Origin of the sequence: Bordetella genomosp. 9 (genome assembly GCF_002261425.1) — a bacterium.
In the GTDB taxonomy this organism is placed as follows: domain Bacteria; phylum Pseudomonadota; class Gammaproteobacteria; order Burkholderiales; family Burkholderiaceae_B; genus Bordetella_C.
Window position 1 is genome coordinate 808,851 of record NZ_NEVJ01000002.1, and the last position, 19,552, is coordinate 828,402.

A 19,552-nucleotide genomic window follows, 5' to 3' on the forward strand; every position below is an offset into this window, starting at 1 on the left:
CGCAGGGGTAAAAGAGGGGATTAGAAATATGCTTTCCGAGCCACGCACATTGACCAAGGCCGAACTCGCGGAGTTGCTGTTCGAACGGGTAGGTTTGAACAAGCGCGAGGCCAAGGACATCGTCGACACCTTCTTCGAGGAAATCCGCGACGCCCTGGCGCGCGGCGATTCGGTCAAGCTGTCCGGGTTCGGCAATTTCCAGGTGCGCGATAAGCCGCCGCGTCCGGGACGCAATCCCAAGACGGGCGAGACCATACCCATCGCCGCGCGCCGTGTGGTCACCTTCCACGCCAGCCAGAAGTTGAAGAGCATCGTCGAGAACACCGCGACGCCCGACGAGTCTGCGCCGGCTGACTGAAGCAGCCGCCGCCGCGATGTATATCCGGCCGCCTGGGCCATGCCGCTAATAATCCAACCATGACTCGACCAGAACCTGCCGTTGTCTTGCCACCGATTCCGGCCAAGCGTTACTTCACCATCGGTGAAGTCAGCGAGCTGTGCGGCGTCAAGCCGCATGTGCTGCGCTACTGGGAACAGGAGTTCACCCAACTCAAGCCGGTCAAGCGCCGCGGCAACCGGCGCTACTACCAGCACCATGAAGTCCTTCTGATCCGCCGCATACGCTCGCTGCTTTACGAGCAGGGCTTCACGATCAGCGGCGCGCGCAATCGACTGGGCGACACGCGCGAAGCGCCGCCGCGCGACCAGGATGCCGCCGTGCGTTTCAGCGGCGCGGAAATGCAGTCGCTGCGCGCGGAGCTGAACGGCGTTTCCGCCGTGCTGGCCGAGGCGCTGAACAACGTCACGCAGGGCGCTGTTGCCGAGTCCACCACCGGCGCGCGGACGTCCGTGGACGATACGGACTGAATACTGCGTGCTCGATGAGAACCCGCAGCGCACGTCCGCAATACATCTGATATACTCTCGGTCTTTCGGGGCGTAGCGCAGCCTGGTAGCGCACTTGCATGGGGTGCAAGGGGTCGCGAGTTCGAATCCCGCCGTCCCGACCAATGAAAACAAGGGCTTACAGATTTCGGTCTGTAAGCCCTTGTCCTTTAGTGGACTAGGTAGTGGACTAGTCGCTCGCGGAATCTTCCGGCGCCAGATGGCCCGTGGCGCGCGGCCGCGAATCCAGCCAAGCGCGCACCTCGTGCGCCGGCCAGCCCACGGCGCGGCTGGTCAGCTGCACCGGCCGGGGAAAATCGCCGTCGTTAATCATTTTGTAAATTGTCGTGGTGGACAGCCCGACGGCTTGGCGCAGCGCCGGCAGGCGGTAGACGATGGGGTCAACGGTCGGCATGGGCTATCTCCCGCGTGCGGCCGCGGCGTTGGTGATGACGTGGCGGAAAGCTTTGCAGGGGTCGATATCGTAGTTTCGCTCCGAAGCGTAGGCGCTGGCCTTGTGCTCCAAGTCGTCAAACAGGCTTAGCGCTACGGCTAGCCGGAACGCGTCGCCGTCGTTGGTCAGGGGATTCCATAGTTCGCGTTGGTGGTACAGAGTGTTCTCCTTCACGACCCATAGCCCGCGCTTATCGCGCGATGTTGGATCGAACTCCTTGCCAGCCGCCCGCGCGGCGCGCTCCAGCAGTTCGCGGTCATCCATTGCCTTGCTCCTTGGCCGCGCGCTCAGCGATGGCGGCGTCGATGATCTGCGCGATGTCGAAGCATTCTTCCGGGTCTGCGAGGCCCAGCTCTTCCAGCAGGCGGTGCCACGCCGACGTCTTGGTATCCGTCGCCCGAGCGGCGAATTCACGCCAGCGCGCGGCGTCCTTTTCTTGGTCACCCATTGTTTTTCTCCAGTGATCGCTGAACCATTTCCGTAGTGTAGTCGCGCATCTCACGCGCCAGCGCGCGGAACATCGTTTCCCACATCGTGCCGGCCTGCATGTGCAGCACCTCGAAGGACGCGCCGTGGTTCTTGGCCTTAAACCACTCGTCGAAGGTGGGCGGGGGGTTGGCCTCCGGCAGGGAGAGGCGCGCCAGCGCAACCTTTTTCAGCGTGTCGGCGGAAGCTATCCGGATGCGCTTCAAAAGCTCTTCGCGCAACTGTTCAACCTCGGTAGCGGTCAGCTGTTCGCCAGCTTCCAACTTTGCATGTAGCCCGTCCGCAACCTGAGGTGATGGCGCGTCGCGGTAGGGGGTATCGTCTGACGGCGGAATTTCAATCTTTGGGTATCGGTACTGGTGGGGCCACATAATCACGATCTCCTATTCAAGGCTTCGAGCAACAGGTCTTGCACTTCCCGTTTGGATTCGAGGCGCGCCATGACTATCTCGTCTATCGTGTCGCGCGCCAGGATGTAATGGATGAACGTGAGCCGGTTGTGGCCGGCCTGTAGCTGCCGCGTGGGGCCGATGCGCTCAATGATTTGCGCCCACTCTTCCAAATTCCAGTTAACCGAAAAGAACACCAGGATGTTGCCGCCGTCCTGCAGATTCAGGCCGTGGCCGGCGCTGGCCGGGTGGGCGAACATGACGGGTATCTTGCCCGCGTTCCAGTCGCGCAGCGTCTGCGGATCCTTGTCCAGCTGGCGGCCCTTGGGGAACGCCTTCAGCAACCGGGCCAGGTCGCTCTTGAAGTGGTAGGCCACCAGCACCGGCATGCCGGCCGCCTCTTCGATGACGCTCTCCAGGGCCTGGATTTTGGCGTCGTGGACTTCCACCCAGCGGCTGGTGTCCTCGCCCACGTAGGCGGCGCCGTTGGCCAGCTGGAGACATTTCATCGTCTTGGCCGCCGCGTTGAACGCCTCGACCTCGTGCTCGCCGATCATGGCGAACATTTCTTTCTCCATGTCGCGGTACATCTTGCGCGCGCCGGCCGGCAGATCCACGTAGATCGTGTTAGGGATCGGCTCCCGCAGGTCGAACCAGTCGCGCGGGTCCAGCGACAGACACAGCCCGCGCATGGCGTCCTCGATCTGGTCCTGAGCAAACGGCAGGGGCTCGATGCCGTAGCCGTTGTGCGCCGGGCGGAACCAGCGGGACTTGAACGCCTCGAACGTGCGGCCCAGCCGCTGACCCTGGTCCAGGAACCACGCTTGCCCCCAGAGATCCTGCAGGCCGTTGGGCGATGGCGTGCCGGTCAGCTCGATGAGGTGCTTGACCTGGCTGTGCGCCACGCGCGCCAGCGGGCGGGCGCGCACGGACCCAGCGCCGCGCACATATTCCGTTCCTTTTTTGCTGACCTGCTGGCTGCCGCGCCAGCTCTTGAGCTTGGTGGACTCGTCGGCCGCGACTTTCAGAAAAGGCCAAGGGCGGCGCGCGACCTTCAGGGCTTCCTCCAGCCACGGCAGATTCTCGTAGTTGATCGTGAACACGCTGGCCGAGAAACCGAAGGCGCGCGCCAGCGCCGCCTGGCGCGCCTTCGCCTCCCCGACGATCGGCACGACTTCTACGTTGCGCAGGTGCGCCCACTTCGCCGCCTCGTCCGGCCAGGTCGATTGCGCCACGCGCAGCGGCGCCACCACCAGCGCCGGGCCGGGCTCGACCAGCTCCAGGATGTCCAGCGCGTTCAGCGTGGAGGTGGTCTTGCCCATGCCCATGCCGGCCCAAACGCCACACCGCGGCACGTCCAGGATGTGGTCCAAAATGATCTGCTGGTAAGGCCGGGGGGTGAATGCCTTGCGCGTCACAGTACGCCCGCCTTTTGCATTTTCTGCTTGCGCTTACGCACCTGGTCATCGTCGACGCTGCATATGTCGGCGATTTCACAGGTGCGGTACTCGCCCGTCTTCAACAGCCGTTCGATCTGCATGTCCTTCGCGGCGCTCACGTACTCGGTCCGCGCGCGCTTGTGCTTGACCGGCTGCACGTTCGCCATGTGGCGAACCATCCAGGCTATGCCGTTCATGTCTTCGGCACCGGTGTGATGTTCGATCCCAGCGCAGCGGCAGCGCGGACACCTAGCAGCTCACCAATGGCAGCAAATGATGCGTCGTGTTCCTCCAGGGCCGCTATGTCGTCGGCAGGCTCGCAACCGAATGGCATTTCGTACAGGCGCTTGTCCGCTTCATAGTGACGGCGCAGCGCCGCCTCCAGTTCAGCGATGCGGGCATGTAGTCGCTGGATCGTTCCGCCTACCTTGATTTCGTACTCTAGGTCCATGTCATTTCCCTTCGATCATGGCAGCGGCAGCGCGGAACCGTTCCCGTTCTTCCGGGCTGTCGATGGTCATGGTGTAGCCGCAACATTTCGGCCAGCCGTGTTGTAGCGAACGGGACGCATCAACCAAGCGATACGCGCCACAGTGCATGCACCAGACCTTCCCGCGACGAATCTGCGGGATGTTCAACATAGCCTTCGCCGCTCTCCTGAGCAGGTCGTTATCCATTGCCGGCTCCCATGCGTTGATACGCATAGACGCGCATCTGCGGTTCGACCTCTTCCGCCATCTTGGGATTGCGCGAGTTCCAGTAACCGTCACCAAGGACGTATGGCTCGCCTTCGCCATCCACGACGATGCGCTCAGGGTACCGTCCGTTGGCGCGATACCACTCCACTTCCAGGGCTTGCCACTTATTCATCGTTCGCCCCCTCTGCGGCACGCTGGGCGCGGGCGGCGTCCCATTCATTGACAAGATTCTTAAGCGTCTGGCATTCCGTGACGGTCAACACTCGCCCGGGATTCTGGGACCAGTTATAGGCAAGGTTTGCCAGTTGCGCGCCGATCCGGATGCGTTCCGCATCCCCCCGCGCTGGGCTGGCGAGACAGGGCGGCGCGGAAACCGTGCAGACGTTCGATGGCCCACATTTGGTCCGGGTAGTCCTCACCATCACGCCATATCGCGGCAGGGAAGGCGCTCATGAACGCCTTCCGCTCGTCGCCCTGCGCAGCCGGTGCGTCCAGAGCATTCGCCATTGCCGGGGCACCAAAGGCGCGCGCTTCCGCCGCAGCAGCAGGGTAGTAGGGCTTGTCCTGCGCAGCCGGTGCGGGACTTTGCAATTTCGCCGATTCGTCAACCGACGGTCTTTGCAGATTCTGCGATTTGTCAACCTGCTGCGCGGGCGCATCCGATGGGGCGGCGATAACTCCAAGCGCTTGGCATTCCCACCAACTTTGCGGCTTCGGTCCGTAATGCCATTTCTCGTTTTCGCTATGCCGATAGCGGTAATACACCGGCACCGCCCCGGCCTCGCTGGCAACAACCTTCGTGCCGCCGCATTCCACTCTGCATTCATGTGCAGGGGCCAGACCACGGCAACAAGTATCGACCTCGCTGGCAACCATTAGAGGATTTCGAATAGTTGGGGCGGCGTAAAGCGCTTGGCACTCCCACCAGCTTTGCGGTGTCGGTCCATAGTGCCACTTCTCGGATTCACTATGCCGATAGCGGTAGGCCACGGGCTCGGCCTCGCTGGCGGCAGACAAGATACTTTCATGGGTCAGACGCAGCGCATGGGCAGCCGCGAGCATGGCTCGCTGGATGGTCTGCGAATCGATGCGCGGGCTGTTCGCGTGGCCTTCCAGTTCGAGCGCGAGGCCGATGTAATCAATGTTGGTCATGTCTCAGTCCTTGGGAATGATGGCTAGCCTCGTACCGGCATCAACATCGCGGAGCCAGCGCAAGCGATAATTCCGCTGATAACTGCCGTTTGTGTAATGGGTCACTTCCGCCACCGGCACCATCTCCGCGACCATCTCGGCACGGGCCTGGGCGCGGATTTCAGCGATAGTCGGGTATTCGGGCAGGGGGCACCACTGCGGCATAGCTTCCGATACGTCGAGCGCGCGCTCAACTGCCGTGCACTCATAGACGCCGGCACTGTAGTACTGACGGTTCGGACAACCGACACAACGCGTCACGGTTCCGAGAATACGGGCGGTCATGTCGGCTCCTTGCGGTCAAGTTCCATGATGCGTAGACGGATTTGTACGGGCGCTTGGGAGCCGTACCGGTCTGCCAGCTGGGCAGCTTCCTCCAGCGCCTTGCGCCGCTCGTCGGCGCGTGCCCAGGCTTCTCTGGCATCCGCGTACTCGACCATCGTGCTGGCTCGATAGGTGTCGATCTCGATGGGCGTGTACAGCACAGTGATTTCCATCGTGCTGTCAGGCTCTGGCAACTCCGGCCGGGCGGGGGTGTCAGGCATTCGATCCACCATTGCAGTATTGGTTGATGGCTTCGTGCGGCTCTTTGCCTTTCGCTATGGCTTCCAGGCCAACCGTCACCAGCTCTGGGGGATAGCCGTACAGATCGTGGCGTTTCTCGATCTCGGCGCAGGTATCGATATGGCCGGCGATCATCGCGCGCGTGTAGCGGTTCAGATCAGTTTCCATTGCCGTTGCCTCCGGTCATGGCGGCGTCGTCAAGCGCGTTCGTCCTGATAAGCGCATCCCGGAGCCAACCAGGACGCCATTTCCGAATGTCATCTAGATCGAAATCGGGTTCGTACCTGGCTACCATGCGAGTCAAAGCCGCATGCAAGACACGCGCATCGTCGCGATACCCATCCCGCGATGCCTCCAAGTTCTGCAAGTCGACCCGGTAGTCGGCCACAGCAAAGGCATAGCCGCGCCGGTAGGCCAGGAACAGTTCGTTGATGTGGCCGTCCTGGTAGATGATCCCTCGCGGCCAAAGCTCCTTGGCTTCCTTGTCGAATCGGCCAAGGAGCCCGCGTTCAAACTGGACCATGAGGTCGTAATGTTCCTTCGTGACTAGCATTGCTGGTCTCCTTCCTGCTGCTCGGCGGGGTGGGCGGACGGCGGTGGGGGAAGGGGCTGCCAGTGAGTGGGCGGCTGAACGAAGCTGGTCATCCTCGGAATGGAATTCCCGCTCTTCTGGCCAATGACCTTGTTCATGCCGTCCATGCAGTGCCACGCGAAACCTTCGCCCGGGCAGAATGCAGCACATACGCCGCCTTCAGGGTGGAACACGATAATCTCCGTCCCATCCTTCGGCGCGCTCGCAATGTCTCGCCACCCGGAGGGCTGCTGGGGGTGGGCGCGCCGGTTCCAGGCCGCGATAGCGTCGGCTTCCGTCCACTTCTCGCCGGTGTTGCCACCGCAAAGGCCAGTGCAAAAGACGGTGTATTTCCTGAGGCCGGTGTGGTCATCGGTCTTATACGTCGAGGTGGGACCGCTGCCGCAGAACGGGCAGCGAAGCAGGGCTTCGGTGGGGTTGCCCATCGTTCACCTCGACATCACATAGCCAACGGCGCAGCCGAGCACGAAGCACACCAGCAGCCACACCATGAAAAGGAAAAAGCCGGTCATGTCGTCACCTCGTTTACGTAGTCATTCACGCCCGCCTTGCTGTCGATGACGCGCACGTCATAGCCCAGGGCGCGCAGGCGGGCGTGCTCGCGCTCCTGGGCGGCCGTGGGCTTTTTGCCCGTGGCCTTCAGCTCCACGAAGCTAACGTAGCGCGCCACCAGCTCGCGGTGCTCGGGCGGGATGGGCGCGAGTCGGATGCGGTCCGGCACGCTGCGCCGCGCGGGGCTTGTGAACTTCAGGAACAACTGGCCGGCCGCGGTGAGCAGCCGCAGGCCGTGGGCCTCGATGAGGGATTCGCGCATGTCACACCCCCGTGGCCAGGCGCCGCAGGATCGCGCGCAGCGCGCGCGTATCGCCGGCATCCAGCCTGTTGATGTCGCGCAGCAGCGCGTGCGCCCTGGCGCGTTCCTGGGCCTCGCGAAGGCTGATGCCGCCGGCCTGGTAGAGCCGCGCCATGTATTCGGCCTCGGGCTCGTCCTGGCCGATGACCAGCGTGACGGGCGCGGGCGGCGTCTTGTGGATGTCGAGTTGCACGATGACCTCCTACAGCCAGCCAGCCAGCAGCAACCCAACCGCGCCGCCGAAGGCCAGGCCGCATACCCACATGCAGAAGCGGTCCAGCGGCGTGAACGGCGGCAGGGGTTCGTCGTCGTCGTCGAAGAAATGGAACTTTTCCATGGTTACGCCCCGCTGGGTTCGTCGACTTCGACCAGCTCGCCGGCCTCATCGAGCATGTACCAGGTATCGGGTTTCACGCCGTCGCGCCCGGCCACGGCCGCGCGGATGTGCACGATGCGGCCGTATTCGCTTTCCTCGGTGGTTTCGAGATCGCGATACACCAGCACAATGGCGCTACCTTTACACGCCTTCGCGCGGCTTTGCGCACCGGCGGCGAGCGCCACAGAATGCTTCCCTTCGACACTGGCGGCCGAGCGGGCGCCCGTGTTGCTGGCGGCCGAGCGGGCGCCCGTGTTGCTGGCGGCCGAGCCGTAGCCCGTGTTGCTGGCGGCCGAGTAGTCGCCCGTGTTGCTGGCGGCCGAGTAGTCGCCCGTGTTGCTGGCGGCCGAGCCGTAGCCCGTGTTGCTGGCGGCCGAGTAGTCGCCCGTGTTGCTGGCGTGGGACCGATTCTGTTCCAGGTAAACACCGCTGGCCTTGTCCACACGCGCCATGATCCAGTCGATCGCCTTGGAGATCAGTTGCGGCATGCGCAGCTCGGCTTCGATGGTGATCTTGCCGCTGGCCAGCTTGGTGTCGCCACCTTCCTTGCGATCAATCTCGCCGCCCGCAAGCACGACCGCATAGCGACTGTCGGCCGGCGGGTAGTAGTTGAATACGTCCAGGGGGTACTCGCAGCTGTGGAACCCGCCGGACGCGCAGCGCACGACACGGCCGGCGTGTTCGTAGGTTTCGCCGATGGAGTATTGATAGCCGCGGCAGGCCAGATTCTTGTCGAAGCCTTTGAACGCAGTGACAGGGCCTGTGGTTTGCTTATCGGTGGTCATGTCTATCCTTCAGTATTATTAGCAATTTGCTAAATGTTTGGGCGAACGAAAGCCCGATCAGTAGGGCGTCTGCAACCCCGCGCGCTTGAAGAGCGCGACGAGCATGGACGACATGCCCACGGGCAGCGTGATGCCGGGCTGCTTGGCCTTGCGCGGGCGCAGGTGGCGCGTCGGGATGGCGAGCTGCTTGGCCTTGGGGCCGCGGAATTTCGGGCCGGTCCCCGTGACGTTGCCGGTGCGGAGCTGGTTGGTGCGCTTCATGGTGGTGTCCTTGTGTGGTGGGTTGTATTGCGTTGTCGTTAGCTAAAGTTTAGCAAATAGCTAATTCGATTAGCAAGCACTTTTTTAATCCTTGCGATAACGCTTAGCATCGAAGCCGGCCGCGGCCAGCGGAATGTCGGGCGCCCAGGGCGGATTGGTGGCCATCAGCGACGCCAGGTGTTCGCCGTTGAACTCGTCGCTGTCGGGCGCCTCGGCGATGATTTCGTCATGCACCGTGAGCACGATCTCGTAGCCGGCCGCCTCGATGGCCGGCATGTTGTGCGCCAGGATGTCGCGGGCGAACGACTGGCATGCATTCTCGAAGAGCTTGCCGCCGTAACTGTGCAGCCGCGTCCACTTGCGGCTGTATTGGTTTACGCCCATGTACGAGAACTTGCCGTTGTCGTCCACCTGCGGCGACGGGTAGCAGAGGAAACGGCCGGACGGCAGGCGGATGCGTAGCCAGGCACCGGTGCGCTGCATCTTGAAGCGGCCGGCGTCGACCACCATGCCGGGGTTCTGCGTGGCGCGGCGCACGCCTTCCTCCAACACACCCCAGGTCGCCTCGATGGCTGGATTGCCGCGGCGCCAGCCGCGTTTGAAAGCATCGCACACCACGAAGGCGCGCTGCGACAGGCCGAACGTGCTGCGCTTCTTGCGCACCGTCCAGTCGTACATGCCGTGCGCTTCCTCCAGGATGTCGTCAGGCAGCGTGCTGTAGGCGTCCTCGGCCATCTGCTCGATGTCAAATCCATAGGTCAGCGCCCCGGTCAGGAACGCGCCGACACCGCCCTGGTAGGCGAGCATCAGTTCCATGACCTTGCCGATCTGGCGCATGACCTTGTCGACGTTCTCAGGCCGAACGCCGAACGCTTTGGCATACGCGAGCTTGTACAGGTCGGCGCCGATGCCGGCGTCGTAGTCGCGAAACGCCTGGAGTTTCCACGACTCGCCGGCCAGCCACGCGGCGTCGCGACCTTCGATGTTGGCCAAGTCGGCCACCACCAGTTTGCGGCCGCGCGGCGCCACGATGCAGCCGCGTATGGCGGCGCTGGCCACCTCAATGACGTTGTTGTAGACCAGATCCGCGCAGCGGGCCTTGATGGCGTCAATGCCGAAATCGATCTCCGCCTGCAGGGCTTCGTCACGCAGGTCGCCGATTGCAGGTCTTGGTAAATTTTGGGGTTGCCAAAAGCGCCCGGCCCAGCGTCGCGTGCGCGCCGCGCCGTCGAACTGCAGCAGGCCGCGCAGGCGACCGTCCGCGCTCACGCCCTTGATGATGCGCTTGTACTTGCTGGTGCTGGCGTTGCTCGCCTGCAGGCGGATCGCCAGCAGCTCGCGCAACGCCCAGGGCAAGGATGAATCCTCGATGCGTCGCTCCAGCGTCGACGCCTGCAGGTCAGGCAGATCGACACCGTGCTCGGCCAGCAGGTAGGCCAGCAGCTGGTCGCGCTTCGTGGTGCTGGCCACCGCGCCGTCGGTCATTTCGACGGTGCGCGCGGCCAAGTTTTTCTTGGTGCGCTCCACCACCTCGACAGCGGCCTCGGCCAGCTCCACGTCCATCAGCACGCCGCGCTGGTTGATGCGCTGGTCCAGCAGCCACAGGTCGAACTCCTGGCCGCTGTAGTTCCACGTCGGCATCTTGCGGTAGATGACACGCATGGCCTCGATGTCGTGGCCGGCATAGTCGATGAACTCGGCCCACTCCTTGGGGTGCGTGTGGCGCGTCGCGCGGCGCAGTGTGGAGTTCTTCGGTCTGGGGCGGCAGAATAAATTTATGAACGCCCTGCCGGTTTTGAGCTTCTGCTTGTCCAGCGGCACGCCCATGACATCGCAAAGCACCTCCAGGCCGCCCGGCAGGCCGTGGGCATACGCCTGCACCATGGTGTCGAACCAGGCATGCTCTGGGATCATGGCGTGCAGCGCCGGCTGGGCGTGCTTCAACACCGTGCGGTCGAACATGCCGCCGTTGTGCCAGACGTGGCGGGTATCGGGCCGCTGTAGGATCTCCAGCAGCGCGGCAGGCGGCCGTGGGTCGGCCGTGACGTCCCAGACGCGCACCGGCTCGTCTTCCAGGGCGTAGGCCCACAGCATCACCTCGGCCACCTCGGAATAGGCATGCGTGCCGACGGTCTTCAGGTCTCGCTCGGAATAGGTTTCCAGGTCGTGAAACGCGTCCGCCGTGAAGGTCATGCGTCCAGTTCCTTCAGCGTGCTTTCCAGCTCGGACACCTCGTCCTCCAGCTGAGCGATGCGCTCTTCCAGCCGACGGACTTCCCCGGACCCTTCCAGGAAACGCCGCACGGCCTCGCGCTGCGCGCCAGGGTCATCCGGCCGGGCCGCGAGTCGCGCGCGCAGCTCGTCGTCCGTGAATGTCCCATAGGGATTCGGCATATGACTTGCTCCAGTGATAAGGCCATGCCCCGGATTTCCGCCTGCTTAGTTACCGGCGTCCGGCGGTTTGCGCACACCGACCCTGATGGATTCGAACGGGCAGGGTCGGGTAAGCGATCCGGGGCATAGGCACCGCGTGGCCAAGGTCGCGGCTTGAGGATGGACGCCCCCGATGTTTGGTGTGGTGGCTGGCTGCGCCGGCTTGCGGGGTTAACTTACGGGTGGCTAGGCAAAGCGTCCTTCACGCACCATCCCAGCCCGCGCCCATGCGCCGCACAAACCACCACACCAAACATCCCCGCCCGTAGGCGGGAATGCCGCGCGCCGCTTACGCGAGCGCGTCCTCGTCTTCGCTGCTGGCGCCTTCGCCCAGGTCGTCGAAGTCGTCTTCGCTGCCCTTGGTCGTGCCGCCGAACGAGTCGCCGTCATCCGCGAATTGCACGCCGAGCAGGGTGCAGCGGATCGTCTTGCCGTACTTGTTGTCCTGCGCCCACAGGTCGACGGTCGCGTTGACGTAGCAGCCGGAGTAAATCCTGCCTTCCTTGCCGGGCATGGCCTTGCCCTTGGCGGCGTCCCACAGGGGGGACTTGTCAGCGTCCAGCAGCACCGGCATGCCGTCCTTTTCGTATCGCTTGGCGACCAGGGCCATGTTGCCCTCGAAGCCGTCGTAGGATTTGCGCTTGCCGGGGTAGTAGCAGCAACCCTTCGGATCGCCGACCTCCAGCAAGTTGTCGACGATGCCCTTGCCCTTGGCGCCCCATTTCTCGGTGCCCAGGGTGTGCATCGCTTTCTCGATTTCCTTACGCAGCGCGCTGTTATCGGGAACGAGAAACGTGGACCCAAAGGCCGGAGCCGCGCCCGGCTCGAACGGCTTGGCCTCGGTCAGCTGCTGTGCGAAGGCGATGCGTACTTTGTTCAATTTCACTTTCATGATTGAGATTTCCTATTTCAGATCAAGGCCGCGGAAGTACTGCGGGTACAGAAGCCGAGCCCGGGCAATCGCGCGGTCGATCGCCTTGGCTCGTTGAAACGGGTCCACCAGCTTGGCGGCAGCGGCAAGCGATAAGCGCACCTCGGCCGGCAGCATGGTGGATATGGGCGGCGGGGCCTGGGTCACGACAGCGGTTCCGTGAGCCAGTCCACCAGGTTGGCAACCAAGCACCAGCCCGTGACGAATGCCGCCCCGATGGCCGCTGCGACGAGGCCGGCAAGAAAGGCGGGCAGGAACACAGTAAGCAGGAGCACCGCCCAGATAACGCGCCGGATGTTCATGCCAGGTCGCTCCCATCGTCGACGGTCACGGGCTCCGGCTGCACGACGTCGAAGTCGTCGGCCGTGGGCTTCACGACCAGGGCTGGCCGCTTGTCGCTGGCCGGCGCCACGCTGGGGCCGCCTTCGGATCGCGTGATGAGCGGCACGAGCTTGGCCCAGCGACGCTTCTGATCCTTCAGCAGCTTTTCCGCCGCCGTCGGGCTGATGACGGTCTTGTCGTACATTTCGTCCGACTTCAACCGCATCGCCTTCAGCGCCGCCTCGGCCTCGGCGGCGTCCGTCCACCGACGCGAGCCGGCGCGGCCTTCGACCAGCTTCCAGCCTTCGACCTCGATGCCGGCCAACAGGCGCCGCTCCAGTTCGGCGCGCACGCCCTTGCACCAGGCTTCGACCTGATCCACCTTGGACATCAGGTAGGACAGATCGACCACCAGCGTGTCGGCCGTGGGCTTGACCACCTCGAAGTCGTCGGCCGTGGCCTGCTCGTTGCGCGACACGATGCGGGCGACCTCCTGCGCGGCCGCCGGGCAGCTGCCCCGCGCCTTGCAGAAGCGACAAGCCTTGTCGCTGGGCGCGAAGTCCGACGGCACGGGTGGCGTTTCGCTGCCCACGTACAGGAACGCGCGCTCGCCGGCCTCCTTGAGCTTGGCGCCTTCAGCCAGCAACTCGTCCACCGTCATGGTGGCTTCGCTGACGTGGTTCAAGCGCGGCTGGTGGATCGTCATGCGCACGCGGTCGAAGTCCTGGGCCATGCCGAAGGCATCCAAGGCGCCCAGGGCGTACAGGATCATCTGTCGATTGCCCTGGGCTTCAACCTTCACGCCGCGCCCGAACTTCAGATCGATGATGTGCAACTCGCCGTCGTCGCGCAGAATCACTGCGTCCGATGTACCGAAGCATTCCGGCACCCAGCGGCTGATATCGAGGCGCTGTTCCAGCAACAGTTCATGCGCCATGGTTCACCCCTGCGCATTCACGTACGTAGTCGACGTACTTCTGGACGTCGGTCGCCATGTCGGGCGTGCATTCCACCGTCTTGGACTTGCTGACGGCGATACGCCGGCCGATGTAGGCGGCCGCGTCCTTGCCTTCGGACAGGGCCATTTCCGCGACCGCGTGCGCCGCGGTGCCTTCGTCGGCGTAGTCGCTGCTGGTGTCGGGGAACGGCGCCTCCAGCTGCACGCTGGCAAAACAGGTGGACCAGCGGTCGGCCGAGGAAGGCGACAGGGTGGCGTGGGCTTTTTCAGACATGGCCGGCACCTCGTTCGATCAGGGCGACGGCGTGGGACATGCCTTGGTGTCGCGCGGTGTGCCGGCCCAGCGTGTTGGCCGCCACCAGCTCGGCACGCATCTGGATGGTGCTGTCGCCGCGCACGTAGTAGCGCGCCATCGCCTGGCCGAATCCGGCATCGAACAGCGCGCTGTTGCGCCGCTCGCGCCGGTCCGCCAGCCATTTGCGGAGCCAGTGGATCATTTCAGCGCTCCCAGGTTGGACCGGCCGTACACGCGCTTGAGCTTCTGGTACACGGCGCGGGTGGTGGTGGCCTTGTGGCGCAGGGTGCCGGGCAGGAAGAACGGCACGGCCTGGCCGTTCACGTTGCGGTACCCCGACACGCCGTTGCCGTCAGCGACCAGCTCGCCGGCGGGCAGGCCGGGCGTCATACGCCGCGCCATCCGGCGCAGCGCCCGTGCTTTGCGGGCGTTCATGCGATGTCCCCGTCCGCGGAGGCGGTCGGGTCCAGCTCGCCGGCAATGACGGCCTGGGCGTCCTTGATGAATTGCGGGTATTGGCGCGCGGTCAGCTCGGTGCCCTTGGACACGCCGTGGCGCTGCAGCAGCGCGACACACAGGTCGCGGGATTTCTTGGCCACCTGCAGGACCACCGGCTTGACGTCCTTGTCGTAGTCCAGCGCCGCGCCGTCCTGGCCGGCGTCGTCATTGCCCTTGCTGTCGCTCGCGTTTTGATCGCTCGATGCGGTCGAGGAATTCCCCGAGCTGCCGGATGCAGTCTGGGTCTGCTCGGCCGTAGAACGGCTCTCGGGGTCGGTCTCGTTGGTCGGGCGGGACATCCCCGCCTTGTTGTTTTTTGCGGTGCTCTGCTTGACGGTCTCGCCCGCGCCGGTGGCCGCGCCGGCGGGGGTTTCGGCCGTGCCGTGAAGCTTGACGGTGCCGGCCACGACGGCATTGATCGTCGCCAGCGCATCGGCGGCGGACTCGGCGGTACCGTGGAACATCACGGGGGCGCCGTTGATGCGGTGTTCGAATTGGAAGGTCAGGGACATGCTCGTTCGCTCCTGGTGGATTAGCATTTGCTGCGTAGAAACTTTAGCAATTGATTAGCAAACAGGCAAGTTCTTTTAGCACTGTTGCTAATCGACAAACGAACAAAAAAGCCCGCACGGGTGCGGGCTGCTAATCTGCTACTGGAACGAAAAAATTCACATTGTGAGTTTCACCAACCTTTTGGCGTAGTCCGGGCTGATGGCTTCCTCCAGCTGAGCAAGCTCATACACCAGCTGCACGATCTCCGCGTATTTCTCTGGCGTGATCGACGCGTTCAACTCTTGTTGCGCGGCCACCACAGCCTGCACGGCGCCCTGAACAAAACTCGTGTCATTGGCAACTTGGCGCGCGGGCTTACGCGCCGTGTGGTCCTCATCAAGCCAGCGGACGGGCTTTCCCGCCGCGCGTTCGATAGCGCGCGCCGTGTCGTCGCTGATGGTGCGGTGGCCGCCGGCCATCTGGGAAAGGTAGGAGGACGCCGCGAGCCCCATGGCCTTCGCCAATGATGCAAGGTCGCCGCGCTGCGTCACCAGGCTTTTCAGATTGGCGCGGCGCTGCGCCTGTATATCGGGGGTCTTCGCCATTTCGTCCTCAAGGTTTTACTAGGGTTAACGATAGGGTGAATTTTGCTAAGCAGCGAAAGTAACCCAGCCGCGAAAGATAAGCAATACGTTAACTGGCATTGTGGTCTACCTGGACTAGTTGCTAAACTTCATTAGCAAATTGAGCCCAGGAGCTAATGAATCATGTCCAACAATCCCATGGCGGTGGTGCACGAGGCGCGCCGCGCCAACCTGCGGCTACTGGCCGCCAAGTACGACGGTCCCCACAATCTGGCCGACAAGCTGCGCTACAGCCGGTCCTTTCTGTCGCAGCTCATCGGGAAGAATCCCAGCCGTGACATCGGCGAGCGCACGGCCCGCGCCATCGAAACGAAGCTGTCCCTGCCCATGGGATGGCTCGATACCGCGCGGGTGTCGCAATGATCGATTACACCGAGTTGCTGCCCACGCCTTTGTCGGTCGGCGCGTGCTTCGACGAGCGGACGTATCTGGCCGAACTCAGGCGCCTTCGTGTTGAGGAAGCGCCGGAGCATTGGACCGGGGGCGCTGCCGCGGCGGTCCATTTCTTCGAAGTTTCCGACGGCGATACGTTGGCGATCATGGTCCTGGATGCTGCTGGCGCGGCTTCGAGCGGTTCGGATGGCATCGACATCGCCGCATTGATGTGCCACGAGGCTGTGCACGTTATGCAGGAATGCCGCCGGTGGATGAACGAAAAAGAGCCCGGCAAGGAATGGGAAGCCTACACCGTGCAGCTGGTCGCGTCGCGGTTCATGGAAGCGTATGCCCGATGGGTGGCGCGATGATTGTCGGCGATACCAAACCCCACATCAAGCTCATCCGTTTCAACGGTACCCGGTACTGGCGGTGTGAGGGTAACGGCTTCTGTGCGTGGGCCAGCGCCGATATGTACGGCCCCGAGCGTGCCTATTCGGACTACCTGCGGCTGCGGCTTGGGCGGTTGGTTGCGGAAGTGAAGATGTGGAATTTTTGGGGCGGCTGCGATGAAAACCACAATGACCGAGCATGACCTGTGCTGGATGGATGAGGCCCGGTTTATCGATGTGCAGGCGTGGCAGTGCGCCATGCTGCGCCAGTTGGGCGCGGACCTGGACCGCATATGGCTTGCCGAGCACGAGCTGCTTATGCACCGTGTGGCGGCATGGCCGCGCGTCTACACCGTGTCCGCACCGCGGGCGAAGCATGCCGGCCGGCGCAAGGCGCGGCGCGCAATGGCGTTCGCGCGGCGGCACACCACTACGCGTATCAGGACGAACCTGCCGACGGAGTGGGCTACTGCATGACCGATAACGAAAAGCAAACCCTGGTCGACGCGCTGGGGCCGATCCTGGCGCGCGTGCGCCGCGATGTGTGCTAACGAATTGCCTTGGAGCAAATAATAATGTTGTATATCAGCAACTGGAACATCACCCCTGGGAGCGCGACGGATGTCACCGAACTGCGCCAAGGGCTTGCTTGTTTGATCGATGCGGAGGCGGCTGCGAAGGCAGTGTTTGATTTCGCGGAAGCTCATGCGTCCAGGGTGGCATGCGACAAACACTACCGCGCGTGGCAAGACTTGAAAGAGCTGCGTTTGGGGTTGGAGCATGATGTTTCTATCCTCACGGGTGACGCATGAAGGCACCGCAACCTCTTCGCGATATCCGCGGCTGGCTTCTATGGAAGTACGTTTCGACCCCGGGCGATAAGAAGCCGCGCAAAGTGCCCTATTACGTGGGTGGGCGGATCCGCCAGGGGGTGCAGGGCAGTGCCGAGGACCGCAGCCGGCTGGCCACGTTTGACGCGGCGCTTGCGGCGTTCGACGCCGGGGGCTGGGAGGGTCTGGGATTCATCATGCTGCCTGATTGGGGGTTGGTGGGCCTGGACTTCGACAACGCGGTGGACGCTGACGGCAATCTTCTGCCCGAGGTGGAGGCGCTGGTAATGGGCACGTACGCGGAGTGGTCCCCATCCGGGCGCGGCGTTCATGCGTTCATGCGCGGCGCCATCGCGGACAAGAAGAGCAGGGCGACCGAAGATGTGTTCGGCTTCGAGACATTCTGCGGTAGTGGCTTTCTCACGTTCACCGGGAACGTGTTGCCTATTTGCGACATGGTGGGCAATCACGACAAGATCGAAGACCTGACCCCGGAAGTGCTGGAGCTATTCGCGCAGCGTTTCCCCGGCACGTCGACCAAGTGGGCGGCCAAGGGCGCCGCGTTGGACGACGACCCGCTCATGACCTACAGCCCGCCGCTGAACGCGAGCGACGACGAGATCCGCGGGTGGCTGGCGCTCACCGAGGTGAACACCAGCTATGAGGAATGGCTGAAGGTCGGTATGGCCCTGCATCATGAGACCGCGGGCGATATACGCGGGCTGGAGCTATGGGACGAGTGGAGCGCGACCGGCAATGATTATCCCACCGAGGGGCGTGTGCACCTGGAAGGTAAGTGGGATAGCTTCGGGCGCCTGGGCAACCGCGCGCCGCTGACTCTGCGCGGCGTGCGCCGGCGTGCGATAGCGGCCAAGCACAAGGACGACATCGTGCTGGACGCGAAGGACCACCTGACAACGGCGGTCAAGTTCCTGGATACCCAATACCAAGGTGATGATGGCGCGACCCTCATGCGCTGCGGGGGCCTTTGGTATTACCACGTTGGAAGTCATTGGGCTGAGCTGCCCGCGGAAGACCTGCGCGCCGACATGTGGCAGTGGCTGAGCGCAGCGAAGAAACATGGCAAGGACGGTGAGATAGTGTCGTACATGCCGTCACCCTCGCAAATCGACGCCACGCTGGACGCGTTGCGTTCTGCCGCGAGGGGGCGAAACCTGAGGGCGCCATGCTGGTTGCCGGGTTTCACTGGCGCGCCGGCGGCCGACCTCATCAGCATGGCCAACGGCATCCTGCACATCGAAAGCCGGCGACTGCTACCCCCGACGTCGAGCTATTTCACACTGAACGCGTTGCCGTATGGCTGGGACGAGGATATCGAGCCTGTGGAGTGGTTGAAGTTCCTCGATCAGGTATTCCCCGGCGACGATGAAAGCCGGCAGACACTGCAGGAGATGTTCGGCTACCTCCTGACCGCCGATACCAGCCAGCAGAAGATGTTCCTTATCATCGGCCCTAAGCGGTCGGGCAAAGGCACCATCGGGCGCGTACTGGGATCCCTGGTGGGACGCGGCAATCTGGTCAGCCCGACCCTTACCAGCCTGACGTCGAACTTTGGCATGCAGCCGTTGATCGACAAGCTGGTGGCGCTGGTACCGGACGCCCGGGTGGGCGCCCATTCGAACACCCAGGCGGTGGTTGAGAAACTGCTCATGGTGTCTGGCGAGGACGACATCACGGTGGACCGAAAGAACCGCGACGCCTGGAGCGGGAAGCTGTCGGCCCGATTCGTCTTCCTGACGAACGAGACACCCCAGCTGGGGGACGCCAGCGGGGCGCTGGCGGGGCGCTTCATCACGCTGGAGATGCGGGAATCGTTCTACGGCCGCGAAGACCTGGGCCTGGGCGCCAGGCTTCAGAAGGAACTGCCCGGCATCCTTCGGTGGGCGTTGGACGGCCTGGACCGGCTTCGCGCGCGCGGGCATTTCATTCAGCCGGCGGCCGGGATGGAAGACATGGAGGAGATGGCGGCGCTCAGCAGCCCGATATCGGCGTTCGTATCGGAGGCTTGCGAGATGGGTCCAGGGCTCATCAGCTCACTCGATGACCTGTATGCGGCTTGGACCACGTGGTGCGCGGATCGCGGCCGCACGTCTATGTGGGGCAAAGACCTATTCGCCAAAAACCTACGTGCAGCTTTTCGCGGGTTGCAAAAAGTGCGCAATCGGGTAGATGGTCGCCAAAAACCGCATTATGCGGGGATTCGCGTGCAGGAATCATATCTGGCCGACGCGTTACTCGATTTTTGAGAGCCCTTGAGTTACCTGAGTAGGCATCTCAATATATTCCGCGTATAGAGAATAAATAAGAGAGGGTATATAGGCTGAATAGGTTGAGAGGGGGTCTAGGGGCTCTCACCCCCTCTCACCCGTGGAACATGCAAGAAATAACGA

The 19,552-nt window shown here is 63.4% G+C and carries 39 protein-coding genes and 1 tRNA gene; 9 read left to right on the forward strand and 31 right to left on the reverse strand.

The features are described from left to right. Positions 1-28: 28 nt before the first annotated feature. The 3 genes from CAL26_RS09760 to CAL26_RS09770 all read left to right on the forward strand — a co-directional run bounded on the left by CAL26_RS09760 (position 29) and on the right by CAL26_RS09770 (position 1,010). Entirely contained in the window at positions 29-358 is a 330-nt protein-coding gene (locus CAL26_RS09760; RefSeq protein ID WP_094846668.1) for an integration host factor subunit alpha, read from the forward strand. Between the two features lie 59 nt (positions 359-417). Then, a complete protein-coding gene (locus tag CAL26_RS09765; RefSeq protein ID WP_094846669.1) occupies positions 418-867 on the forward strand; it encodes a MerR family transcriptional regulator in 450 nt (149 codons plus the stop codon). A 66-nt stretch (positions 868-933) separates the two neighbouring features. Beyond that, positions 934-1,010 (forward strand) — tRNA-Pro (locus tag CAL26_RS09770). A gap of 65 nt (positions 1,011-1,075) precedes the next feature. Here CAL26_RS09770 and CAL26_RS09775 read toward each other — a convergent pair. The 31 genes from CAL26_RS09775 to CAL26_RS09900 form a co-directional block, all read right to left on the reverse strand. Further along, positions 1,076-1,300: a helix-turn-helix transcriptional regulator gene (locus CAL26_RS09775; RefSeq protein WP_094846670.1), complete on the reverse strand. Its 225-nt coding sequence runs from the start codon at positions 1,298-1,300 to the stop codon at positions 1,076-1,078. A 3-nt stretch (positions 1,301-1,303) separates the two neighbouring features. After that, a complete protein-coding gene (locus CAL26_RS09780; protein ID WP_094846671.1) occupies positions 1,304-1,603 on the reverse strand; it encodes a hypothetical protein in 300 nt (99 codons plus the stop codon). Beyond that, positions 1,596-1,787 carry a hypothetical protein gene (locus tag CAL26_RS09785; RefSeq protein ID WP_094846672.1) on the reverse strand — a complete coding sequence of 64 codons (192 nt, stop codon included), beginning with the start codon at positions 1,785-1,787 and terminating at the stop codon, positions 1,596-1,598. The genes CAL26_RS09780 and CAL26_RS09785 overlap by 8 nt, the downstream gene beginning before the upstream one ends. Beyond that, positions 1,780-2,202 (reverse strand): hypothetical protein, encoded by a 423-nt coding sequence (locus tag CAL26_RS09790; RefSeq protein ID WP_143277395.1) that lies wholly within the window; start codon positions 2,200-2,202, stop codon positions 1,780-1,782. Before CAL26_RS09790 ends, CAL26_RS09785 begins: the two co-directional genes overlap by 8 nt. Continuing rightward, positions 2,199-3,632, reverse strand: coding sequence for an SNF2-related protein (locus tag CAL26_RS09795; protein ID WP_094846674.1), 1,434 nt, complete (start codon positions 3,630-3,632; stop codon positions 2,199-2,201). The genes CAL26_RS09790 and CAL26_RS09795 overlap by 4 nt, the downstream gene beginning before the upstream one ends. Then, a complete protein-coding gene (locus CAL26_RS09800) occupies positions 3,629-3,850 on the reverse strand; it encodes a hypothetical protein (RefSeq protein WP_094846675.1) in 222 nt (73 codons plus the stop codon). Before CAL26_RS09800 ends, CAL26_RS09795 begins: the two co-directional genes overlap by 4 nt. Continuing rightward, complete coding sequence (locus CAL26_RS09805) at positions 3,847-4,104, reverse strand: hypothetical protein (protein ID WP_094846676.1); 258 nt, start codon at positions 4,102-4,104, stop codon at positions 3,847-3,849. The genes CAL26_RS09800 and CAL26_RS09805 overlap by 4 nt, the downstream gene beginning before the upstream one ends. A 1-nt stretch (position 4,105) precedes the next feature. Beyond that, a complete protein-coding gene (locus CAL26_RS09810) occupies positions 4,106-4,330 on the reverse strand; it encodes a hypothetical protein (RefSeq protein ID WP_218831524.1) in 225 nt (74 codons plus the stop codon). Continuing rightward, complete coding sequence (locus CAL26_RS09815) at positions 4,323-4,523, reverse strand: hypothetical protein (protein ID WP_094846677.1); 201 nt, start codon at positions 4,521-4,523, stop codon at positions 4,323-4,325. The genes CAL26_RS09810 and CAL26_RS09815 overlap by 8 nt, the downstream gene beginning before the upstream one ends. 113 nt (positions 4,524-4,636) lie before the next feature. After that, entirely contained in the window at positions 4,637-5,503 is an 867-nt protein-coding gene (locus CAL26_RS28070) for a hypothetical protein (protein WP_143277396.1), read from the reverse strand. 3 nt (positions 5,504-5,506) lie between these two features. Beyond that, on the reverse strand, positions 5,507-5,827 hold the full coding sequence (locus CAL26_RS09820) for a hypothetical protein (protein WP_094846678.1): 321 nt from the start codon (positions 5,825-5,827) through the stop codon (positions 5,507-5,509). Further along, on the reverse strand, positions 5,824-6,087 hold the full coding sequence (locus CAL26_RS09825) for a hypothetical protein (protein WP_094846679.1): 264 nt from the start codon (positions 6,085-6,087) through the stop codon (positions 5,824-5,826). The genes CAL26_RS09820 and CAL26_RS09825 overlap by 4 nt, the downstream gene beginning before the upstream one ends. Next, positions 6,080-6,274, reverse strand: a complete 195-nt coding sequence (locus tag CAL26_RS09830) for a hypothetical protein (RefSeq protein ID WP_094846680.1) — start codon at positions 6,272-6,274, stop codon at positions 6,080-6,082. The genes CAL26_RS09825 and CAL26_RS09830 overlap by 8 nt, the downstream gene beginning before the upstream one ends. Continuing rightward, positions 6,264-6,659, reverse strand: coding sequence for a hypothetical protein (locus CAL26_RS09835; RefSeq protein WP_094846681.1), 396 nt, complete (start codon positions 6,657-6,659; stop codon positions 6,264-6,266). Before CAL26_RS09835 ends, CAL26_RS09830 begins: the two co-directional genes overlap by 11 nt. Beyond that, on the reverse strand, positions 6,653-7,123 hold the full coding sequence (locus CAL26_RS09840; RefSeq protein WP_094846682.1) for a Lar family restriction alleviation protein: 471 nt from the start codon (positions 7,121-7,123) through the stop codon (positions 6,653-6,655). Before CAL26_RS09840 ends, CAL26_RS09835 begins: the two co-directional genes overlap by 7 nt. Before the next feature lie 83 nt (positions 7,124-7,206). After that, positions 7,207-7,512 carry a VRR-NUC domain-containing protein gene (locus CAL26_RS09845; RefSeq protein ID WP_094846683.1) on the reverse strand — a complete coding sequence of 102 codons (306 nt, stop codon included), beginning with the start codon at positions 7,510-7,512 and terminating at the stop codon, positions 7,207-7,209. 1 nt (position 7,513) lies between these two features. Next, positions 7,514-7,744, reverse strand: a complete 231-nt coding sequence (locus CAL26_RS09850) for a hypothetical protein (RefSeq protein ID WP_094846684.1) — start codon at positions 7,742-7,744, stop codon at positions 7,514-7,516. A gap of 9 nt (positions 7,745-7,753) precedes the next feature. Continuing rightward, complete coding sequence (locus CAL26_RS28605) at positions 7,754-7,888, reverse strand: hypothetical protein (protein WP_256988269.1); 135 nt, start codon at positions 7,886-7,888, stop codon at positions 7,754-7,756. A gap of 2 nt (positions 7,889-7,890) precedes the next feature. Beyond that, positions 7,891-8,712, reverse strand: coding sequence for a DUF7666 domain-containing protein (locus CAL26_RS09855; RefSeq protein WP_094846685.1), 822 nt, complete (start codon positions 8,710-8,712; stop codon positions 7,891-7,893). Positions 8,713-8,769: 57 nt separating this feature from the next. Continuing rightward, a complete protein-coding gene (locus tag CAL26_RS09860; protein WP_094846686.1) occupies positions 8,770-8,973 on the reverse strand; it encodes a hypothetical protein in 204 nt (67 codons plus the stop codon). Positions 8,974-9,057: 84 nt separating this feature from the next. Next, on the reverse strand, positions 9,058-11,166 hold the full coding sequence (locus CAL26_RS09865; RefSeq protein ID WP_094846687.1) for a DNA polymerase I: 2,109 nt from the start codon (positions 11,164-11,166) through the stop codon (positions 9,058-9,060). Continuing rightward, entirely contained in the window at positions 11,163-11,366 is a 204-nt protein-coding gene (locus tag CAL26_RS09870; protein ID WP_094846688.1) for a hypothetical protein, read from the reverse strand. Before CAL26_RS09870 ends, CAL26_RS09865 begins: the two co-directional genes overlap by 4 nt. 328 nt (positions 11,367-11,694) lie before the next feature. Continuing rightward, the gene (locus CAL26_RS09875) at positions 11,695-12,297 is read right to left on the reverse strand and encodes an ssDNA-binding protein (RefSeq protein WP_094846689.1); all 603 of its coding nucleotides are present in this window, start codon (positions 12,295-12,297) and stop codon (positions 11,695-11,697) included. A 12-nt stretch (positions 12,298-12,309) separates the two neighbouring features. Beyond that, on the reverse strand, positions 12,310-12,483 hold the full coding sequence (locus tag CAL26_RS28315; RefSeq protein WP_179283308.1) for a hypothetical protein: 174 nt from the start codon (positions 12,481-12,483) through the stop codon (positions 12,310-12,312). Continuing rightward, a complete protein-coding gene (locus tag CAL26_RS28320) occupies positions 12,480-12,638 on the reverse strand; it encodes a hypothetical protein (RefSeq protein ID WP_179283309.1) in 159 nt (52 codons plus the stop codon). Before CAL26_RS28320 ends, CAL26_RS28315 begins: the two co-directional genes overlap by 4 nt. Further along, positions 12,635-13,594 (reverse strand): DUF2800 domain-containing protein, encoded by a 960-nt coding sequence (locus CAL26_RS09880; protein WP_143277397.1) that lies wholly within the window; start codon positions 13,592-13,594, stop codon positions 12,635-12,637. The genes CAL26_RS28320 and CAL26_RS09880 overlap by 4 nt, the downstream gene beginning before the upstream one ends. Continuing rightward, positions 13,584-13,889, reverse strand: a complete 306-nt coding sequence (locus CAL26_RS28610; protein ID WP_143277398.1) for a DUF2800 domain-containing protein — start codon at positions 13,887-13,889, stop codon at positions 13,584-13,586. The genes CAL26_RS09880 and CAL26_RS28610 overlap by 11 nt, the downstream gene beginning before the upstream one ends. After that, positions 13,882-14,112: a hypothetical protein gene (locus CAL26_RS09885; protein ID WP_094846690.1), complete on the reverse strand. Its 231-nt coding sequence runs from the start codon at positions 14,110-14,112 to the stop codon at positions 13,882-13,884. Before CAL26_RS09885 ends, CAL26_RS28610 begins: the two co-directional genes overlap by 8 nt. Continuing rightward, entirely contained in the window at positions 14,109-14,345 is a 237-nt protein-coding gene (locus tag CAL26_RS09890; protein WP_094846691.1) for a hypothetical protein, read from the reverse strand. The genes CAL26_RS09885 and CAL26_RS09890 overlap by 4 nt, the downstream gene beginning before the upstream one ends. Next, positions 14,342-14,920: a hypothetical protein gene (locus CAL26_RS09895; RefSeq protein WP_094846692.1), complete on the reverse strand. Its 579-nt coding sequence runs from the start codon at positions 14,918-14,920 to the stop codon at positions 14,342-14,344. The genes CAL26_RS09890 and CAL26_RS09895 overlap by 4 nt, the downstream gene beginning before the upstream one ends. A gap of 156 nt (positions 14,921-15,076) precedes the next feature. Further along, complete coding sequence (locus CAL26_RS09900; RefSeq protein WP_094846693.1) at positions 15,077-15,505, reverse strand: hypothetical protein; 429 nt, start codon at positions 15,503-15,505, stop codon at positions 15,077-15,079. A gap of 162 nt (positions 15,506-15,667) precedes the next feature. Here CAL26_RS09900 and CAL26_RS09905 point away from each other — a divergent pair, with 162 nt between their 5' ends. The 6 genes from CAL26_RS09905 to CAL26_RS09930 all read left to right on the forward strand — a co-directional run bounded on the left by CAL26_RS09905 (position 15,668) and on the right by CAL26_RS09930 (position 19,408). Next, entirely contained in the window at positions 15,668-15,907 is a 240-nt protein-coding gene (locus CAL26_RS09905; protein ID WP_094846694.1) for a hypothetical protein, read from the forward strand. Then, on the forward strand, positions 15,904-16,290 hold the full coding sequence (locus CAL26_RS09910; RefSeq protein ID WP_094846695.1) for a hypothetical protein: 387 nt from the start codon (positions 15,904-15,906) through the stop codon (positions 16,288-16,290). The genes CAL26_RS09905 and CAL26_RS09910 overlap by 4 nt, the downstream gene beginning before the upstream one ends. Then, positions 16,287-16,514, forward strand: a complete 228-nt coding sequence (locus tag CAL26_RS09915; protein WP_143277399.1) for a hypothetical protein — start codon at positions 16,287-16,289, stop codon at positions 16,512-16,514. The genes CAL26_RS09910 and CAL26_RS09915 overlap by 4 nt, the downstream gene beginning before the upstream one ends. Further along, the gene (locus CAL26_RS09920; RefSeq protein WP_094846697.1) at positions 16,501-16,788 is read left to right on the forward strand and encodes a hypothetical protein; all 288 of its coding nucleotides are present in this window, start codon (positions 16,501-16,503) and stop codon (positions 16,786-16,788) included. Before CAL26_RS09915 ends, CAL26_RS09920 begins: the two co-directional genes overlap by 14 nt. A gap of 98 nt (positions 16,789-16,886) precedes the next feature. Further along, a complete protein-coding gene (locus tag CAL26_RS09925; protein WP_094846698.1) occupies positions 16,887-17,123 on the forward strand; it encodes a hypothetical protein in 237 nt (78 codons plus the stop codon). Continuing rightward, a complete protein-coding gene (locus tag CAL26_RS09930) occupies positions 17,120-19,408 on the forward strand; it encodes a phage/plasmid primase, P4 family (RefSeq protein WP_094846699.1) in 2,289 nt (762 codons plus the stop codon). Before CAL26_RS09925 ends, CAL26_RS09930 begins: the two co-directional genes overlap by 4 nt. Positions 19,409-19,552: the final 144 nt, after the last annotated feature.

Coding starts and splice junctions, on each gene's coding strand:
- CAL26_RS09760 (WP_094846668.1), top strand. CDS start 29: ATGCTTTCCGAGCCACGCACATTGACCAAGGCCGAACTCGCGGAGTTG.
- CAL26_RS09765 (WP_094846669.1), top strand. CDS start 418: ATGACTCGACCAGAACCTGCCGTTGTCTTGCCACCGATTCCGGCCAAG.
- CAL26_RS09775 (WP_094846670.1), bottom strand. CDS start 1,300: ATGCCGACCGTTGACCCCATCGTCTACCGCCTGCCGGCGCTGCGCCAA.
- CAL26_RS09780 (WP_094846671.1), bottom strand. CDS start 1,603: ATGGATGACCGCGAACTGCTGGAGCGCGCCGCGCGGGCGGCTGGCAAG.
- CAL26_RS09785 (WP_094846672.1), bottom strand. CDS start 1,787: ATGGGTGACCAAGAAAAGGACGCCGCGCGCTGGCGTGAATTCGCCGCT.
- CAL26_RS09800 (WP_094846675.1), bottom strand. CDS start 3,850: ATGAACGGCATAGCCTGGATGGTTCGCCACATGGCGAACGTGCAGCCG.
- CAL26_RS09805 (WP_094846676.1), bottom strand. CDS start 4,104: ATGGACCTAGAGTACGAAATCAAGGTAGGCGGAACGATCCAGCGACTA.
- CAL26_RS09810 (WP_218831524.1), bottom strand. CDS start 4,330: ATGGATAACGACCTGCTCAGGAGAGCGGCGAAGGCTATGTTGAACATC.
- CAL26_RS09815 (WP_094846677.1), bottom strand. CDS start 4,523: ATGAATAAGTGGCAAGCCCTGGAAGTGGAGTGGTATCGCGCCAACGGA.
- CAL26_RS28070 (WP_143277396.1), bottom strand. CDS start 5,503: ATGACCAACATTGATTACATCGGCCTCGCGCTCGAACTGGAAGGCCAC.
- CAL26_RS09820 (WP_094846678.1), bottom strand. CDS start 5,827: ATGACCGCCCGTATTCTCGGAACCGTGACGCGTTGTGTCGGTTGTCCG.
- CAL26_RS09825 (WP_094846679.1), bottom strand. CDS start 6,087: ATGCCTGACACCCCCGCCCGGCCGGAGTTGCCAGAGCCTGACAGCACG.
- CAL26_RS09830 (WP_094846680.1), bottom strand. CDS start 6,274: ATGGAAACTGATCTGAACCGCTACACGCGCGCGATGATCGCCGGCCAT.
- CAL26_RS09835 (WP_094846681.1), bottom strand. CDS start 6,659: ATGCTAGTCACGAAGGAACATTACGACCTCATGGTCCAGTTTGAACGC.
- CAL26_RS09840 (WP_094846682.1), bottom strand. CDS start 7,123: ATGGGCAACCCCACCGAAGCCCTGCTTCGCTGCCCGTTCTGCGGCAGC.
- CAL26_RS09845 (WP_094846683.1), bottom strand. CDS start 7,512: ATGCGCGAATCCCTCATCGAGGCCCACGGCCTGCGGCTGCTCACCGCG.
- CAL26_RS28605 (WP_256988269.1), bottom strand. CDS start 7,888: ATGGAAAAGTTCCATTTCTTCGACGACGACGACGAACCCCTGCCGCCG.
- CAL26_RS09855 (WP_094846685.1), bottom strand. CDS start 8,712: ATGACCACCGATAAGCAAACCACAGGCCCTGTCACTGCGTTCAAAGGC.
- CAL26_RS09860 (WP_094846686.1), bottom strand. CDS start 8,973: ATGAAGCGCACCAACCAGCTCCGCACCGGCAACGTCACGGGGACCGGC.
- CAL26_RS09865 (WP_094846687.1), bottom strand. CDS start 11,166: ATGACCTTCACGGCGGACGCGTTTCACGACCTGGAAACCTATTCCGAG.
- CAL26_RS09870 (WP_094846688.1), bottom strand. CDS start 11,366: ATGCCGAATCCCTATGGGACATTCACGGACGACGAGCTGCGCGCGCGA.
- CAL26_RS09875 (WP_094846689.1), bottom strand. CDS start 12,297: ATGAAAGTGAAATTGAACAAAGTACGCATCGCCTTCGCACAGCAGCTG.
- CAL26_RS28320 (WP_179283309.1), bottom strand. CDS start 12,638: ATGAACATCCGGCGCGTTATCTGGGCGGTGCTCCTGCTTACTGTGTTC.
- CAL26_RS09880 (WP_143277397.1), bottom strand. CDS start 13,594: ATGGCGCATGAACTGTTGCTGGAACAGCGCCTCGATATCAGCCGCTGG.
- CAL26_RS28610 (WP_143277398.1), bottom strand. CDS start 13,889: ATGTCTGAAAAAGCCCACGCCACCCTGTCGCCTTCCTCGGCCGACCGC.
- CAL26_RS09885 (WP_094846690.1), bottom strand. CDS start 14,112: ATGATCCACTGGCTCCGCAAATGGCTGGCGGACCGGCGCGAGCGGCGC.
- CAL26_RS09890 (WP_094846691.1), bottom strand. CDS start 14,345: ATGAACGCCCGCAAAGCACGGGCGCTGCGCCGGATGGCGCGGCGTATG.
- CAL26_RS09895 (WP_094846692.1), bottom strand. CDS start 14,920: ATGTCCCTGACCTTCCAATTCGAACACCGCATCAACGGCGCCCCCGTG.
- CAL26_RS09900 (WP_094846693.1), bottom strand. CDS start 15,505: ATGGCGAAGACCCCCGATATACAGGCGCAGCGCCGCGCCAATCTGAAA.
- CAL26_RS09905 (WP_094846694.1), top strand. CDS start 15,668: ATGTCCAACAATCCCATGGCGGTGGTGCACGAGGCGCGCCGCGCCAAC.
- CAL26_RS09910 (WP_094846695.1), top strand. CDS start 15,904: ATGATCGATTACACCGAGTTGCTGCCCACGCCTTTGTCGGTCGGCGCG.
- CAL26_RS09915 (WP_143277399.1), top strand. CDS start 16,287: ATGATTGTCGGCGATACCAAACCCCACATCAAGCTCATCCGTTTCAAC.
- CAL26_RS09920 (WP_094846697.1), top strand. CDS start 16,501: ATGACCGAGCATGACCTGTGCTGGATGGATGAGGCCCGGTTTATCGAT.
- CAL26_RS09925 (WP_094846698.1), top strand. CDS start 16,887: ATGTTGTATATCAGCAACTGGAACATCACCCCTGGGAGCGCGACGGAT.
- CAL26_RS09930 (WP_094846699.1), top strand. CDS start 17,120: ATGAAGGCACCGCAACCTCTTCGCGATATCCGCGGCTGGCTTCTATGG.